The 15919-nt window shown below is 72.9% G+C and carries 13 protein-coding genes; 2 read left to right on the top strand and 11 right to left on the bottom strand.

Annotated elements, in window-relative coordinates; translation table 11 throughout:
• Positions 1-53 precede the first annotated feature (53 nt).
• Together O7633_RS24625 and O7633_RS24620 are read right to left on the bottom strand one after the other, a co-directional pair.
• The gene (locus O7633_RS24625; protein ID WP_013283992.1) at positions 54-458 is read right to left on the bottom strand and encodes a roadblock/LC7 domain-containing protein; all 405 of its coding nucleotides are present in this window, start codon (positions 456-458) and stop codon (positions 54-56) included.
• Positions 455-3994, bottom strand: a complete 3540-nt coding sequence (locus tag O7633_RS24620) for a nitrate- and nitrite sensing domain-containing protein (RefSeq protein WP_282324077.1) — start codon at positions 3992-3994, stop codon at positions 455-457. Before O7633_RS24620 ends, O7633_RS24625 begins: the two co-directional genes overlap by 4 nt.
• Positions 3995-4454: 460 nt before the next feature.
• Here O7633_RS24620 and O7633_RS24615 point away from each other — a divergent pair, with 460 nt between their 5' ends.
• Positions 4455-4793 (top strand): hypothetical protein, encoded by a 339-nt coding sequence (locus tag O7633_RS24615; RefSeq protein ID WP_282324076.1) that lies wholly within the window; start codon positions 4455-4457, stop codon positions 4791-4793.
• Positions 4794-4804: 11 nt separating this feature from the next.
• Here the strand turns inward: O7633_RS24615 and O7633_RS24610 are convergent, their stop codons facing one another.
• Positions 4805-5884, bottom strand: coding sequence for an adenosine deaminase (locus O7633_RS24610; RefSeq protein ID WP_074476755.1), 1080 nt, complete (start codon positions 5882-5884; stop codon positions 4805-4807).
• 63 nt (positions 5885-5947) lie between these two features.
• On the opposite strand from O7633_RS24610, the gene O7633_RS24605 reads away from it, so the two are divergent.
• Complete coding sequence (locus O7633_RS24605; protein WP_282328635.1) at positions 5948-6841, top strand: putative RNA methyltransferase; 894 nt, start codon at positions 5948-5950, stop codon at positions 6839-6841.
• A gap of 30 nt (positions 6842-6871) precedes the next feature.
• Here the strand turns inward: O7633_RS24605 and O7633_RS24600 are convergent, their stop codons facing one another.
• From O7633_RS24600 to O7633_RS24565, 8 genes are all read right to left on the bottom strand, one after another.
• Positions 6872-7552, bottom strand: a complete 681-nt coding sequence (locus tag O7633_RS24600) for a DUF4272 domain-containing protein (protein WP_282324075.1) — start codon at positions 7550-7552, stop codon at positions 6872-6874.
• Positions 7553-7672: 120 nt separating this feature from the next.
• A complete protein-coding gene (locus O7633_RS24595) occupies positions 7673-8953 on the bottom strand; it encodes a thymidine phosphorylase (RefSeq protein ID WP_282324074.1) in 1281 nt (426 codons plus the stop codon).
• Positions 8954-8958: 5 nt separating this feature from the next.
• Positions 8959-9666 (bottom strand): cytidine deaminase, encoded by a 708-nt coding sequence (locus O7633_RS24590; protein WP_278131929.1) that lies wholly within the window; start codon positions 9664-9666, stop codon positions 8959-8961.
• Positions 9667-9732: 66 nt separating this feature from the next.
• Positions 9733-11013, bottom strand: coding sequence for an ABC transporter permease (locus O7633_RS24585; RefSeq protein ID WP_074476759.1), 1281 nt, complete (start codon positions 11011-11013; stop codon positions 9733-9735).
• 3 nt (positions 11014-11016) lie between these two features.
• On the bottom strand, positions 11017-12348 hold the full coding sequence (locus O7633_RS24580; protein WP_282324073.1) for an ABC transporter permease: 1332 nt from the start codon (positions 12346-12348) through the stop codon (positions 11017-11019).
• Positions 12345-13910, bottom strand: a complete 1566-nt coding sequence (locus tag O7633_RS24575) for an ABC transporter ATP-binding protein (RefSeq protein WP_348776345.1) — start codon at positions 13908-13910, stop codon at positions 12345-12347. Before O7633_RS24575 ends, O7633_RS24580 begins: the two co-directional genes overlap by 4 nt.
• Before the next feature lie 262 nt (positions 13911-14172).
• Positions 14173-15243, bottom strand: a complete 1071-nt coding sequence (locus O7633_RS24570; protein WP_282328633.1) for a BMP family ABC transporter substrate-binding protein — start codon at positions 15241-15243, stop codon at positions 14173-14175.
• Positions 15244-15519: 276 nt separating this feature from the next.
• A complete protein-coding gene (locus tag O7633_RS24565) occupies positions 15520-15861 on the bottom strand; it encodes a hypothetical protein (RefSeq protein ID WP_043961820.1) in 342 nt (113 codons plus the stop codon).
• Positions 15862-15919 lie beyond the last annotated feature (58 nt).

The raw sequence follows: 15919 nt of genomic DNA, 5'->3' as shown, positions 1-15919 counted from the left end.
ACCCGTCGTTTCTGTCGTTGCCGCCCCGCCTGACCCACCGGCCAGCGCGCGGGTCAGCCCATCATCCCCACAGCCGTACGTGGCTGCGGGGTCAACGCGTCGCCCACCCGGTCGACCAGGAGGGCCATCTCGTATCCGACCTGCCCGACGTCGCAGCTGCGGGCGGCGAGCACGGCGAACGACGATCCGTCCGAGATGGACATCAGGAACAGGAAGCCGTTGTCCATCTCGACCACCGTCTGCAGCACCGCGCCGCCCTCGAAGCAGCGGGCCGCCCCCTGCGTGAGGCTGACCAGGCCGGACGCGATCGCGGCGAGCTGGTCGGCCCGGTCACGCGGAAGGTCTCGTGACGACGCGAGGAGCAGGCCGTCCGCGGAGACGGCGACCGCGTGCGCGACACCGGGCACCCGGTCGGCGAAGTTGGCCAGCAGCCAACCGAGATCCTGCGTAGTTGTCATCCTTGTTGCTCCTTCTGCCCGCTCCCGGCCACCGGGCCTGAGCCAGACTGCGAGGATTGCTGCCCACCCGAAGCTTCCTCCGGGTTGGTCGGGTTGCCGTCGGGCTGGGTACGCCCACGCTGCACGCCTCGATGGTATGCCGAGAGCAGACCTCGGACGCCCTCCGGTGTGCGGCGCTGGACCGAGGTGGTGGGCTTCTCCACCCCGCCGGGCACGAGCTGGGCCATCGGCACCCGCTTCGGCAGGCCCTTGCGGGTGGTCTCCGCCACGGGGACCTCGGTGGCCGCCGAGGCGGCCCGCCAGCCGTCGTCCGCGGCCGTCTCCCAGGCGTTGCCCTGCGACGTGGGCCGCCGGCCGCCGAACGCGTCGGCGAGGCCGGGGCGACCGCCGCCGTTGCTCGGCGATCCGTTGTCGCGTGGCACTCCTGCGGCCATCGCGGTGTCTGCCATCGGTGCGTTACCTGTCGTCCGGGGTGCTGGTGTCTGGACGGCCCGGCCGGTGACGTCGACCGCGGAGAACTGCTGGGTCACGGCCCCGTTCGCCGGGCTTGCGGCGCCGTTGGCGGGTGCGGGCGGGGTGACCCCCGCCGCCTCCTCCGGGCCCGAGCGGCGGGTGCGGAACCAGGCCGATTCCAGCTCCCGGAAGATCGGCAGCTCCATCGTCTCGTCCGCGTAGCGCTGCTGCCGGTTCTGCGCCTGCGGGGTCGTCGGCCGGGCCGGCGTCGGCGGCATGACCGGCCGGGCGGCCGGCGCGCTCGGTGCCTCGGTGCGCGGCACCCGGGGCAGCTCGGTGGTCATGTCCAGGGCGGCGGCGAGGCGCTCCGGCACCGGCGGGGTGGCCGGCTCCGGGGCGGCCACCGGCGGCCAGGCCGGGGGCGCCGCGGGCCCCTGGGCCGTGGGCGCCGGCCGGCTGGGCAACGGCTGCGCCGAGTACGGCTGACCGGAGACGGGCGTGCCGGCCGGCTGCCCGGAGATCGGCTGCCCGGACACCGGGGCGGCCGAGACGGGCTGACCCGACACCGGGAAGGCGGAGACGGGCGGTGCCGAGACCGGCGGAACCGGGGGCGCGGAGACCGGCGGCACGGGCGGCGCGGAGACGGGCGGCACCGAGACCGGCGGCGGAGTCCAACCCCGGGCCTCCGGGCTGCTCGGCAGCTGCCGGGGGATGACGGGCTGCTGGCCGCTGGTGGCCGGGTCGCCGTCGCCGGGGGCCCGCCGCTGCGGCAGCGGGTCGATCTGCTGCCCGTTGGCGGTGCGGGGGGCGGGGGCGGCGCCGGCGGCGCCGGTCAGGTCCGACCAGGCCGGCATCGACCGCGTGGGGCCGGTCGACGCGGGCGCGCCGTGGCCGTTGCGCGAGGCCGGGTCGAAGGACCGGCCGCCCAGGGTGACCTGGTTGCCCGAGTGCCCCGGCCGCTGGCTGGGCGCGGGGGCCGCGGGGCCGTTGCCGAAGGCCGCGAAAGCGCCCAGGGTCGGGGTGGCCCCGCCCGGCTGCGGGCCGGTGAGCTGCGCGGGCGGGGCCGGCAGCGCGCCGGGCTGCTGGACCCGGCCGGAGAGCGCGCGGGGCACCAGCACGGTGGTGGGCAGGGTCACGTCGGCGACGGTGCCCCGGTCGGTGCCGGGCCGCAGCTCGACCTTCACCCCGTGCCGGGAGGCCAGCCGGGCGACCACGACCAGGCCCATCATCCGGGAGACGGCCACGTCCACCTGCGGCGGCGTGGCGAGGCGGTCGTTGAGCTCGTGGAGCTGCTCGACGCTGATGCCGATGCCCCGGTCCTCGACGTAGAGGCTGGCGCGGTCGCCGACCCGGCGGGCCTCCACCATCACCTGCGAGTCGGGCGGCGAGAAGGCGGTCGCGTTGTCGAACAGCTCGGCGACCAGGTGGACCAGGTCGTTGACCGCGTGCGCGGCGACCTCGATGTCCCGGTCGATCACCCCGAACTCGATGCGGGTGTAGTGCTCCACCTCGGACTGGGCGGCCCGCAGCACGTCGATCAGCGCCGCCGGCTCCCGCTGCACGCGGGTGGAGTCGGCGCCGGCGAGCACCAGCAGGTTCTCGTCGTTGCGGCGCATCCGGGTCGCCAGGTGGTCGAGCTGGAACAGCTCGGCCAGCCGGTCCGGGTCCTCCTCGCCGCGCTCCAGCCGGTCGAGGTGGCCGATCAGCCGGTCGACCAGGATCTGCGAGCGGCGGGCCAGGTTGACGAACATGGTCGCGACGGAGGCGCGCAGCGCGGCCTGCTCGGCCGCCGTCCGCACGGCCTCCAGGTGGACCGCGTTGAACGCCTCGGTCACCTGACCGAACTCGTCCTTGCTGCGCACCGGCAGCGGCTCGGCGATCTGGTTGGCCGCCTGCACCGGGGAGAGCTGGCTGGACAGCTGCGGGTCGCGCAGCCGGGCGACGGCCTGGGGCAGGCCGTACTGGGCGATGTTGAGCGCGCCCTGCCGCAGGTCGCGCAGCGAGCGGGCCATCGACCGGGCGACCAGGTAGGCGAACAGGATGGCCAGCAGCAGCATGCTGAGCAGCAGGCCGGTCTGGAGGAACACCGTGCGCTGCACGTCGGAGCGGAGCGCGTCGGCCTGCTTGACGACGTCGCCGTCCAGCTTCGCCTCGACCGTGCGGATCAGCTTGGCGTTGGCGACCATGGCCGCGTCCCACTGGTCCGGCCCGAACGGCGCGTCGGCCATGCTGCCGTTGATGTTGCCGTCGAGCCAGCCGGTGTAGTTCTGCGCCTCGCGCCGGTCGCCGCCGGCGACGGTCTGGTCGTGCAGGTCCGCCTCGGCCTGGCTGGCCACCGCCTTGAAGCTCTGCAACGCCTGCTGCTGACCGGTGCCGCTGGCGATGTAGTCGGTGCGCAGGACGGGGGTCAGCTCGCGCTGGATGAGCGCCCGGTGCACCACGACCCGGCGGACCGAGAGGTATTCCTTCTCCCGGGCGACGGCGGCCGCGGCGCGCATCCGGTCGCTCAGGTCGTTGTCACCGGCGAGCTGGGTGGCGGAGTCGCGGATCGAGAGCAGGTCGTTGATCAGGCCCTCGTACGCCTGCATGGCGTCGATGATCTTCAGCTTGCCGTTGAAGACCTGGCTGCGGGTGCCGGGCAGGTCCTTGAGGTTCTGGTCGATGCCGTCGAGGAGGTTCTCCAGGCTGTTCGGCAGGTCCTCGACCTTGGCCCGCTGGCTCAGGTAGGGAGACTTGGCCTGGTCGACCCTGCTGTTGACCCGGTTGTACGCCTCCTGGTACTGCGCCTTGGCCTGGTCGCCGCTCGCGCCGAGCAGCAGCACCGCGGAGGTGCGCTCGTCCTGCAGGCTGTTGACCAGGTCGCCCGAGTAGCCCACCAGGTTCGCCAGGTCGCCCGAACGGTTGGCGTTGTTCAGCGTCTCCAGGTTGTCGACGAGGCCACTGGTGCCGACGACGACCGTGGCGATGGTCGGCACGATCATGATGAGACCGAGCTTGGACCAGATCGGCATGTCGCGGAGCCGGCCGGCCGGCCGACGCAGTCGCGACAGGAAGGAACCCGCCGTCTTCGGTCGTTTGCTCACGTCACCGCCCTCGCGATCACAGCGTCCGCGCGTTGCCCCGGGCAACGCCCAGCGACCGACCCGGCGGGTCGGACCTCCGAGATTCCATCACGCCGTGTTCCAAAGAGAAAGCCCAGCCTGGCCGTCGCCGAAGGTGTGATGAGATGTTGATGCAATTTGCTCGCAATCCGTCTGGCCGGAGTGACTGAGAGTAATGGAACACCCTCATCGCGTCATCCTTCTCGCCGGCCCTTCTGGCTCCGGAAAGTCGTACATAGCTCAACGAACCGGGCTTCCCATCCTCTGTCTGGACGACTTCTACAAGGACGGTGATGACCCTACGTTGCCGCGCCACGACGGCCTTGTGGACTGGGACTCACCCCGCTCGTGGGACGCCGGGGCGGCCGTGGAAACGATTGCCCGGCTGGCCCGCGACGGCAAGGCCGAAGTGCCGGTTTATGCGATCGGCGCGGACCGGCAAGTGGCCACCCGGACATTCGAGGTGGCCGGATCGCCACTCTTCGTCGCCGAAGGGATATTCGCCGCCGAGATCGTCGATGAATGCCGGCGACGGGGCCTGCTCGCCGGGGCGTACGCGCTGCGCCGGCCGCGCGGCGCCACCTTCCTGCGGCGGCTCGCCCGCGACCTGGCCGAGCAGCGCAAGGCACCCCGGGTGCTGCTGCGGCGCGGGCTGGCCCTGCTGCGGGCGGAGCCGGCGGTGCTGCGCCGCCAGGCGGGGCTCGGCGCCCGGCCGGCCCCCGCCGGCGAGGTGCTGCGCCGGGTGGCCGACCTGCTCGCCGGCCACCCGCACCAGTCCTGATCAGGCCCTGATCAGCCCAGCAGCTTCGCGTACGCCGGCTTGATCACCTCGTCGATGATGACCAGCCGCTCGTCGAACGGGATGAACGCGCTCTTCATCGCGTTGATCGTGAACCACTGGAGCTCCTTCCAGCCGTAGCCGAAGGCCTCCACCAGCAGCGCCATCTCCCGGGACATCGAGGTGCCGCTCATCAGCCGGTTGTCGGTGTTCACGGTGACCCGGAACCGCAGGTCGCGCAGCAGCCCGATCGGGTGCTCGGCGATCGACGCCGCCGCGCCGGTCTGCACGTTCGACGACGGGCACAGCTCCAGCGGGATCCGCTTGTCCCGCACGTACGCGGCGAGCCGGCCCAGCGTCGGCCGGTCGCCGCCGGGGGTGATGTCGTCGACGATCCGCACCCCGTGGCCGAGGCGGTCCGCGCCGCACCACTGGATCGCCTGCCAGATCGACGGCAGCCCGAACGCCTCGCCGGCGTGGATGGTGAAGTGGAAGTTCTCCCGCTGGAGATACTCGAACGCGTCGAGGTGCCGGGTGGGCGGGAAGCCCGCCTCCGCCCCGGCGATGTCGAAGCCCACCACCCCGGCGTCGCGGTGCCGCACCGCCAGCTCGGCGATCTCCTGCGACCGGGCGGCGTGCCGCATCGCGGTGAGCAGGGTGCCCACGCGGATCGGGTGGCCGGCCTCGGCGGCGAGCGCCGTGCCCTCGGCGAACCCGGCGACGACCGCCTCGACCACCTCGTCCAGGGTCAGGTCCCGCTCCAGGTGCTGCTCGGGGGCGAACCGCACCTCGGCGTAGACGACCCCGTCGGTCGCCAGGTCCAGGGCGCACTCCCGGGCCACCCGGCGCAGCGCGGGCGCGGTCTGCATCACGGCGACGGTGTGCGCGAACGTCTCCAGGTAGCGCTCCAACGAGCCGGAGTCCGCCGCCTCGGCGAACCAGCGGCCGAGCGCCCCGGGGTCGACGGTGGGCAGCTCGTGGCCGACCTCGGCGGCCAGCTCGACGATCGTCGCCGGCCGCAGGCCGCCGTCGAGGTGGTCGTGCAGCAGCGCCTTGGGAGCCTTGACGATGTCCTCGTATGAGATTGCGACCATGCTGAGACCCTAGTGGCCACCGGACGGGCCGCCGACGCGACCGGCTGGGAGGATGGCGCGGTGATGGACCCCCGCGTCGTCGGCCGGCTGCGCTGCCCGGTCTGCGCGGAACCGCTCACCGGGGCCGCCGCCGGGGCCGCCCGGGCGTTGCGCTGCCCGCGCCGGCACAGTTTCGACGTCGCCCGCCAGGGCTACGTCGACCTGCTCGCCGGCCGGGCCCCGCACGCGGGCGACACCGCCGAGATGGTGGCCGCGCGGGCCGACTTCCTCGCCGCCGGGCACTACGACCCGGTCTCGACCGCGCTCGCCGCCGCGGCGCGCGCCGCGTTGGAGGACACGCCGGCGGCCGACGGGGGCGCGGAGTCCGGCGGCGGCGTCGGGGCGTACCCCCTGGTGGTGGACGCCGGGGCGGGCACGGGCCGGCACCTCGCCGCGGTGCTGGCGGCGCTGCCCGACGCCGTGGGCCTGGCCCTGGACGTCTCCAAGCCGGCGCTGCGCCGGGCCGCGCGGGCCCACCCGCGCGCGGCGGCGGCGCTCGCCGACACCTGGCGGCGGCTCCCGCTGGCCGACGGCAGCGTCGCCGTGCTGCTCGACGTCTTCGCGCCGCGCAACGGCGCGGAGTTCCGCCGGGTGCTGCACCCGGCCGGCGTGCTGCTCGTGGTCACCCCGGCCGGGGACCACCTCGCCGAGCTGGTCGACGCGCTCGACCTGCTGAAGGTCGACCCCGACAAGACGGACCGGGTCGCCGGGAGCCTGGTCGACCACTTCGACCGGGCCGCCGAGACGGTGCTGCGGGCCCGGCTGGACCTGACCGCGCCGGAGGTGGCCACGCTGGTCGGGATGGGGCCCAGCGCCCGGCACACGGACCCGGCCGTGCTCGCCGCCCGGATCGCCGCCCTGCCCGAGCCGGTCGGGGTGACCCTCGCGGTCCGGCTCGGCGTGTACCGCCCCCGCTGAACCGGGCGCCGTGCCCGCCGGCCACGCCCCTCAGGTGGACAGGTCGACCTCTTCCCAGCCCGGCGGCTCGTCGTGGTAGGGCCCCCGCAGGACCACGGCCCACTCCAGCGCCCACCGGCGCTGACCGATCGCGTTGGCGTCGACCAGGCCGGGCCGCGACCGCCCGTCCCGCTCCAGTTCCAGGTACGCCCAGTCGAGGCAGTAGTGCAGGTCGAGCAGGGCCGCCGCGTCGGCCGGGTGCTGGGGCGCGGCCAGGATGCGGGAGCGCCAGTGCTCGAAGCTCTCCCCGCCCGCGATGTGCGGCAGCCGCTCCACCAGCCGCTCGTCCACCGGCAGCGTCGGGTCGAGCTGCTTGGTCAGGCCGAGCACCCAGGCCAGCGAGAACAGCGCGTCGTGGTGCAGCACGAACGACCGGTGGTCGCCCCGGCCCCCCATCACGAACTGCCACTCGGGCGGGGTGACCAGGTCGACGAGGTGGGAGTTGAGCAGCCAGCTCATCGCCGCCTGCGCGGGCATGCCGAAGCACCGGGCCAGGATCACGTGCAGCACGGCCATCCGCGTCTCGATCTCGACCGTCGGCCGCAGCTCGATCTCGTCGCCCGGCTCCCACACCAGCGGGAACTGCTCCGGTGGCAGCGGCAACCCCAGCCGGGACAGCTCGTCCAGGCTGGCGTCACGGACCTCGCGCGGGTCGGGAGCGGGTACGCGCACGGCTCAGACCCCTGTCAGTCGCATCGGCTAAGCGCCGGTCGTCCCCCTGGCCTGGGAGAATAGCGGTTCACGACGGTCGGCACCACGGCAGGCGGGCACCGGCGCGCACGCGGGGACGGGTCAGCCGATCCGCTCGATGACCAGCGGCTTCGCGGCCGGGGCGGTCGACGAGATCCGGACCGCCCGGTCGGCCTCGGCCAGCGCCGCCGGGATCCGGGCCGCGTGCTCGGCGCGCAGCTCGTACAGCGGCTCACCGGCCCGCACCGGGTCGCCGGGGCGCTTGTGCAGCACCACCCCCGACGGGAAGCTCACCGGGTCCTCCTTGCGGGCGCGGCCCGCGCCGAGCCGCCAGGCGGCCACCCCGATGGCGTACGCGTCGACCGACGCCACGAAGCCGTCGGCGTCGGCGCGGACCACCTCCACCTCGGGCGCGGTGGGCATGGGCGCGTCCGGGTCGCCGCCCTGAGCGCGGATCATCGCCCGCCAGGCGTCCATCGCGCGGCCGTCGCGCAGCGCCGCCTCCGGGTCGGCGTCGGGCAGCCCCGCCGCGTCGAGCATCTCCCGGGCCAGGGCGAGGGTCAGCTCCACCACGTCGGCGGGCCCGCCGCCGGCCAGCACCTCGACCGACTCGGTGACCTCGACGGCGTTGCCGACGGCCAGCCCGAGCGGGGTGGACATGTCGGTGAGCAGGGCGACCGTGCGCACGCCGTGCGCGCCGCCCAGCGCGACCATCGTGCGGGCCAGCTCGCGGGCGTCGTCGACGGACTTCATGAACGCCCCGGAGCCGACCTTCACGTCGAGCACCAGCGCGCCGGTGCCCTCGGCGATCTTCTTGCTCATGATCGAGCTGGCGATCAGGGGGATCGCCTCGACGGTGCCGGTGACGTCGCGCAGCGCGTACAGCTTGCGGTCGGCCGGGGCGAGGCCCGCGCCCGCCGCGCAGATCACCGCGCCCACCTCGCGGAGCTGGCGGATGAACTCGTCGTTGCTCAGCGCGGCCCGCCAGCCCGGGATCGACTCCAGCTTGTCCAGCGTGCCGCCGGTGTGGCCGAGCCCGCGCCCGGAGAGCTGCGGCACCGCGCCGCCGCACGCCGCGACCAGCGGGGTGAGCGGAAGGGTGATCTTGTCACCGACGCCGCCGGTGGAGTGCTTGTCGACGGTCGGCCGGTCGACGGCGGAGAGGTCCAGCCGCTCGCCGCTGGCGATCATCGCGGCGGTCCAGCGGGCGATCTCCGGCGTGGTCATCCCGCGCAGCAGGATCGCCATGGCCAGCGCCGACATCTGCTCGTCGGCGACCAGACCCTTCGTGTACGCGTCGACGACCCAGTCGATCTGGGCGTCGCCCAGCACCCCGCCGTCCCGCTTGACGCGGATGACGTCCACCGCCGTGAAGGCACTCATCAGTCTCAACCACCCCACCGAGTCGGGATCTCCTGCGGCGGCTCCCCCTCGCCGGCCCAGAAGATCGTTCCGGTCTCGTCCACCACCACCACGCGCGGGGTGCGGGCGAGCCCCCAGGCGACCGCCTCGGCCGCGTCGGCCCAGCTCGGGCCCTCCTCCAGCACGCCGGTCTCGGCGCCCTCGGTGTCCCCGGCCGACCGCTCCCAGTAGGCCGTCCACACCTGCTTGCCGGCCGACAGGTCGGCGTGCACGAAGACGGTGCCCCGCCCCCGCCAGGCGGCCAGCCGGTCCGGCACCACGGGCACCGGCCGTTCGCCGGTCACCGCCTCCAGGTCGGCCACGTCGAACGCGTGCGGCAGCAGCTCCGCCATCGTCAGCGGGCCGTCCTTGGCCTCGATGAGGCACTGCGGGCCGCCCTGTTCCCAGAGCAGCTGCCGGCACCGGCCACACGGCATGAGCGGCTCGCCGGTGGCGTCGACGCAGGACAGGGCGACGATCCGGCCGCCGCCGGTGGCGTGCAGCGAGGAGACCACCCCGCACTCGGCGCAGAGCACCACCCCGTACGCGGCGTTCTCAACGTTGCAGCCGACCACGACGCGGCCGTCGTCGACGAGGGCGGCGGCCCCGACGGGGAACTTCGAGTACGGCACGTACGCGTGCCGCATCACCTCGGTGGCGGCGGCCCGCAGGCGTTCCCAGTCGATCTCGGTCATTCCACCATTCTGCCCAATTCACGCTGGTCGGCCCCACCAAGGGTGCCGCCGGACGGGGTGCCGGCGTCAGCCCTTGATGTACGGCTTGCCGTCGGCGGCGGGCGCCCGGACCCGGCCCACGAGCCCGGCCACGGCCAGCATCGTCGCCAGGTAGGGCAGCATCGCCAGGAACTGGCTCGGGATGCCGCTGCCGATCGCGCCGAGGTACGTGCCGAGCTGGTCGGCGAAGCCGAAGAAGAGCGCCGCCAGCAGGGCTCCGGTGGGGCTCCACCGGCCGAAGATCAGCGCGGCGAGGGCGATGAAGCCCTTGCCGCCGATCATGTTCTTGGTGAACGAGTAGAGCGCGAGCGTGTACGACGCCCCGCCGATCCCGGCCACCACCCCGGCCAGCAGCACGTTGCGGTAGCGCACGCGCAGCACCTTCACGCCGAGGGTGTCGGCGGCGGTCGGGTGCTCGCCGACGGCCCGCGTCCGCAGGCCCCACCGGGTGCGGAACAGCGCGATGTGGATGACCAGCACCAGCAGCAGGCCGAGATAGAGGAAGAGGTTGCTGCGGAACAGCGCCGGCCCGAGCACCGGGATGTCGGAGAGCAGCGGGATCTCCCACGCGCCGAACCGGGGCGCGGAGTTGTACTTCTGCGCGTCGGTCTGCATCAGCCGCTCGTAGAGGAAGCCGGTGACGCCGACGGCCAGCAGGTTCAGCACGATGCCCATGACGACCTGGTCGACCAGGTAGCGGATGGCGAACACGGCGAGCAGCAGCGAGATGAACGCGCCGCCCACCGCGGCGGCGACCAGGCCCACCCAGACGCTGCCGGAGAGGCTGCCGAACAGGGCGCCGCTGAACGCCCCCATCAGCAGCTGGCCCTCGATGGCGACGTTGACCACGCCGGACCGTTCGCAGAGCACCCCGGCGAGGGCGCCGAAGATCAGCGGCAGGGCCAGGATGAACGTGCCCCGCACCATGTTGACCATCGGCATGAAGTTGCGCCCCTCGGGGGCGGCCGAGACCTGCCAGCACAGGAACGACAGCACGAAGGCGACGATGCCGACCCCGAGCAGCGTGGTGAGCCAGCGCTTGGGCACCCCGGTGAGCAGGGCCACGCCGCTCGCCGCGGCGATGACGCCGAACAGGATCGCGCCGATCGTGCCGTCGATCTCCAGCGCCGCGCCGCCGTCGGTCTCGCTGAGGGTGAAGCGGGCCTGCTGGTCGGTGGCGAGGGCGCCGAAGACCACCGTCGCGACGACCCCGAGGGCCAGCAGCACCGCCCCGATCTTCCGGGTACGGGTCCAGAAGCCCTCGTCGACCTGGGCCACCGCCACGTCCGGGACAGCCATGGTTGACATGCCTTACCAGCCCTTCGCCAGGCTCGTCTGCAACCGGGCGGCGCGGGCGGCCCGGAGCTGGAAGATCGCCTTCACCAGGGCCGGCGCGGCGATGAAGATGACGATCAGCGCCTGGAGCACGGTGACCAGCTCCAGCGAGATGCCCGCGTACCCCTGCATCCGGTTGCCGCCGGCCTGGAGCGCGCCGAACAGCAGCGCGGCCAGCAGCACGCCCCACGGCTTCACCCGGCCCAGCAGGGCCACCAGGATGCCGTCGAAGCCGATCTGCGCGACCACCAGCGGGGTGAGCGCGTTCGCCGTGGAGCCGAGCACCATCTGGCTGCCGCCGAGGCCGGCGAGCAGGCCGGCGATGGTCATCATCAGCACGTACGTGCGGGGGACGCTGATGCCGGCGGTGCGGGCCGCGTCCGGGTTGGCGCCGACGGCGCGCAGCTCGAAGCCGAAGGTGGAGCGGTTGAGCAGCCAGGCGACGAACCAGGTGGCGAGGACGGCGAGCAGGATGCCGGCGTGCACCCGCAGGTTGTCGCCGAGCAGCCGGGGGAACTGGGCGGAGGAGTCGACGGGCCGGCTGATGGCGTCGGCCCGGTTCGGGTTCTGCACGCCGCTCTGGATGATGATCCAGGAGAGGAAGTACAGCGCGACGTAGTTGAGCATGATCGTGTTGATCACCTCGTGGGCGCCGGTGCGCGCCTTGAGGATGCCCGGGACGAACCCCCAGAGCGCGCCGCCGGCCGCGCCGGCGAGCACGGCGACGAGCAGGTGCAGCACCGGGGGCAGCGGCAGCAGGAAGCCGGCCAGGGCGGCGAGGATGACGCCGATGGTGGCCTGGCCCTGCGCGCCGATGTTGAACAGGCCGCCGCGGAAGGCGAGCGCCACCGACAGGCCGGTGAACACCAGCGGGGCCGTGTAGGTCAGCGTCTCCGAGATCGGGCTGAGCGCGGCGGTGAAGCCGGTCGCCTCCGGGTCGAAGATCGCGCCCTTGAACAGGTTCGCGTACGCCTCGCTGACGACCGTCCAGCTGGAGTTCAGCGCGTCGGACGGTCGGGCGGTGATGTAGCCGTAGGTGGCCAGCACGTCCGGGTCCGAGACGATGATCAGCACGGCGCCGACGAGCATCGCCAGCAGCACCGCGAGCACCGTGACGGTCACCGTGTTGGCCGCCCACAGGTTGTCCAGGAAGAGTCGGCCCAGCGACGGGCGGGGCTCCTGCGCCGGCCGCTTCGGCGCGGTGGCCGTCGCGACGCGGTCGACGCCGCCGGCCGCCGTCTGCGCGGCCTGCGCCTCGGTCGCCGGCTGCTTGTCGGGCGAGCCCGACGCCGGGTTGGGGTTGCTCATGCCTCGTCCTCGCTACCGGGGCCGTCGGGGGCCGGGGTCGCCGCGTCGGGGTCCCGCTGCCGCGCCCCGGGGGCCGGGGTCGCCGGGTCGGCGGCCGGGTCGGCGGCGGGGGCCGCGTCGGGGGTGATGCCGGCCATCAGCAGGCCGATCTCCTCGCGGGGGGTGTCCGGGCCGACGATGCCGATGACCCGGCCGCGGTACATGACCGCGATCCGGTCGGCCAGGCCGATCACCTCGTCCAGCTCGCTGGACACCACCAGGACGGCGGTGCCCACGTCCCGTTCCCGGATGACCCGGGAGTGGATGAACTCGATGGAGCCGACGTCGACGCCGCGGGTCGGCTGGGCGGCGATGAAGAGCTTCAGCGGCCGGGACAGCTCCCGCGCCACGATCACCTTCTGCTGGTTGCCGCCGGAGAGGGTGCCGACCGGCGCGTCCGCCGAGGGGGTACGCACGTCGAACTGCTCGATCCGCTCCCGGGCCGAGGAGGCGATGGCGTCGGGTTGCAGGGACAACCCCTTGCCGAAGGGCGGCCGGTCGTAGATGTCCAGCACCAGGTTCTCGGCGACGCTGAACTCCTTGACGAGGCCGTCGACGCTGCGGTCCTCGGGGACGTAGCCCACCCCGGCGCGCAGCACCTTCTTCGTCGACCAGCCGTGCACCTGCTCGCCGTCGAGGGTGACCGTGCCGGCGAGGACGGGCCGCAGGCCCATGATCGCCTCGATCAGCTCGGTCTGCCCGTTGCCCTGCACGCCGGCCACGCCGAGCACCTCGCCCGCGTGCACGGTCAGGTCGACCCCGTCGACCGCGCGGATCTGCCGGTCGTCGTCGACGACCAGGCCGGCGACCTCCAGGATCGGCTTGCCGGGTTTGGCGGGCTGCTTGTCCACGGTCAGCCGGACGCTGCGGCCCACCATCAGGGCGGCCAGTTCGTCGCGGCTGGCGGTCGGCTCGGCGGTGCCGACGGTCCGCCCGCGCCGGATCACGGTGATCCGGTCGGCGATGGCCTTGACCTCGCCGAGCTTGTGGGTGATGAAGACGATCGACTTGCCGGCGGCCTTGAGCGACCGCATGACCGTGAGCAGCTCCTCGGTCTCCTGCGGGGTGAGCACGGCGGTCGGCTCGTCGAGGATCAGCAGGTCGACGTCCCGGGTGAGGGCCTTGACGATCTCCACCCGCTGCTGGATGCCGACCGGCAGGTCCTCGATGATCGCGTCCGGGTCGACGCGCAGGTTGTAGCGCTGCGACACCTCGGCGACCTCGCGCCGGGCCCGCCGCCGGTCGAGGAACCCGGCGATGCCGCCCCTGACCTGCTCGGCCCCGAGCATGACGTTCTCGGCCACGGTGAAGACCGGCACCAGCATGAAGTGCTGGTGCACCATGCCGATCCCGGCCGCGATCGCGTCGGACGGGCCCTTCAGCCGCAGCGGCGCGCCGTCGACCAGGATCTCGCCCTCGTCGGGCTGGTAGAGCCCGTAGAGCACGTTCATCAGGGTCGACTTGCCGGCGCCGTTCTCGCCGAGCAGGGCGTGGATCTCTCCAGGCTCCACCGTCAGGTCGATGTGGTCGTTGGCGACCAGATCACCGAACCGCTTGGTGATGCCGCGCAGTTCGAGTCTCAGCGCAACCTCCTGGAGTGCGAGCGATGGTGCAGCGTAGCCGCTGCCGAGCCGCCGGTCACCGGGTCCGCCCGGGCGTCGGGTGGTGCGGACCGGCCGCCCCGACCCCGCGGGTGGTGTCCCCGCGTGCGTCGAGGCGGCCGGTCGTCGTGCCTGGGGTCCCGCCGGCCCCGCCGCCTCCGAAAGCGGCGGGGTGGCGGGGCGGTCACTTGGCCGGCTGGGCCTTCGAGGTGACCGTGATGGTGCCCGCGGCGATGTCGGCCTTGATCTTCTCGACCTCGGCCTTCAGGTCCGCCGGGACCTTGCTGTCGAACTCGTGGTACGGGGCGATCGACACGCCGTTGTTGGCGAGGGTGCCCACGAAGCCCGGGGTGGCCTCGAGCTTCTCGCCACCGGCGGCCTTGACCACGGCCTCCTTGACGGCGTCGGCGATGTTCTTGACCACGGTGGTCAGCAGCGCCGAGCAGTTCGGGGTGCTCTCGCAGCCGTCGGCGTCGACCCAGATGGCCGAGTACTTGCCGCCGGAGGCCTGCGCCGCCGCGGTGGTGCCGAGGCCCGCGCCGCCGGCGACCGGCATGATGATGTCCGCGCCCTGGGCGACCAGCGTGTCGGAGACCTTCTTGCCCTCGTCCTGCTTGACGAAGTCGTTGGTGAAGGAGCCCTTCTGGGTCTCCTTGTTCCAACCGAGGACCTGGACGTTCTTGCTCTTGGTCTTGTTGTAGTACGCCACGCCGTCGGCGAAGCCGTCCATGAAGATCGTCACCGGCGGGATCGGCAGGCCGCCGTAGGTGCCGACCTTGCCGCTCTTGCTCATCCCGGCGGCCAGGTAGCCGGCCTGGAACGCGGCCTGGGCGGTGTCGAACTGCATCGGGTAGACGTTCGTCTCCGGCAGCTTCGAGTCGACGATCCCGAACTGCTGGTTGGGGTTCGCCTTCGCGATCTTCGAGGTGGCGTCGCCCATCAGGCCACCGACGGCCAGGATGAAGTCGCACTTCTGGTTGACGTACTGGGTCAGGTTGACCTCGTAGTCCGCCTCGGCCTTCGACGCGACGTACTTGATGTCGATGTTGCCGTTGGCCTTCTGCGCCTCCTGCAGGCCCTTCCAGGCGGAGGTGTTGAACGACTTGTCGTCGATGCCGCCGACGTCGGTCACCATGCAGGCGCTGTACTTCTTGGCGCCGGTGTCACCGGTGCCGTTGTCGTCCTTGGGGGCCTCACCACACGCGGCGGCGCCCAGCACGAGCCCACCCGCCACGAAGGCGGAGGCGATCCGCATCCCACGCACAGAGCGCAAGACGTTCTCCTTCCCATTGCACACCGCTCTGCGCGGTGGCAGCCCTTGAGCCGGCCTGCTTTGTGGCCGCCGGCGTCCCACGTTACGGACGGGAGCGTACGCCCGCGCCCACCCACCGGCCGACAATCGTGCACGACTGTTGAGTGCCTGTTACCCCTACGTAACCCTTGGGTGGGGCACATCACTTCTCGTGCCGGTAGTGGCCCGGTCGGGCGTCACGAACGTCCGGTTCCCGCAGCACCTCCCCTGGCCAGGACGTTAGCGCCAGAAGACCGCCACCGCCGCGTTGACCAGGGTCAAACCGACGATCGCGAGGAAGTGGCCCCGGTTGACCGTCTCCCGCTTACGGGAGAAGAAGACCATGACAAAGATCAGCAGCGCGAGCACCAACTTGGTAACAAGTTTGGCGGGGGCCGGTTCGTCGCCGTCGCGCAACGGGGCGGACAGCCCGATTCCGGTCAGCAGGCCGATGACCGACCCCCAGAGCATCGCCGCGTTGATCCGCAGCCGGCCGCTGACGTACTGGGCGATCGCACCGCCGAGCAGCAGCGCGAACCCGATCAGGTGAACGTAGAGGAGTACCAGGCGAAGAGCTTCCATCCGGCCATCCTCCCCCATCAACGACGTCTTGTAGTAGCGACCCGCCCGCCCCCTTCCT

Source organism: Micromonospora sp. WMMD712, from assembly GCF_029581295.1.
Classification (GTDB): Bacteria; Actinomycetota; Actinomycetes; order Mycobacteriales; family Micromonosporaceae; genus Micromonospora; species Micromonospora carbonacea.
This window is presented reverse-complemented; position numbering and strand designations above follow the sequence as displayed.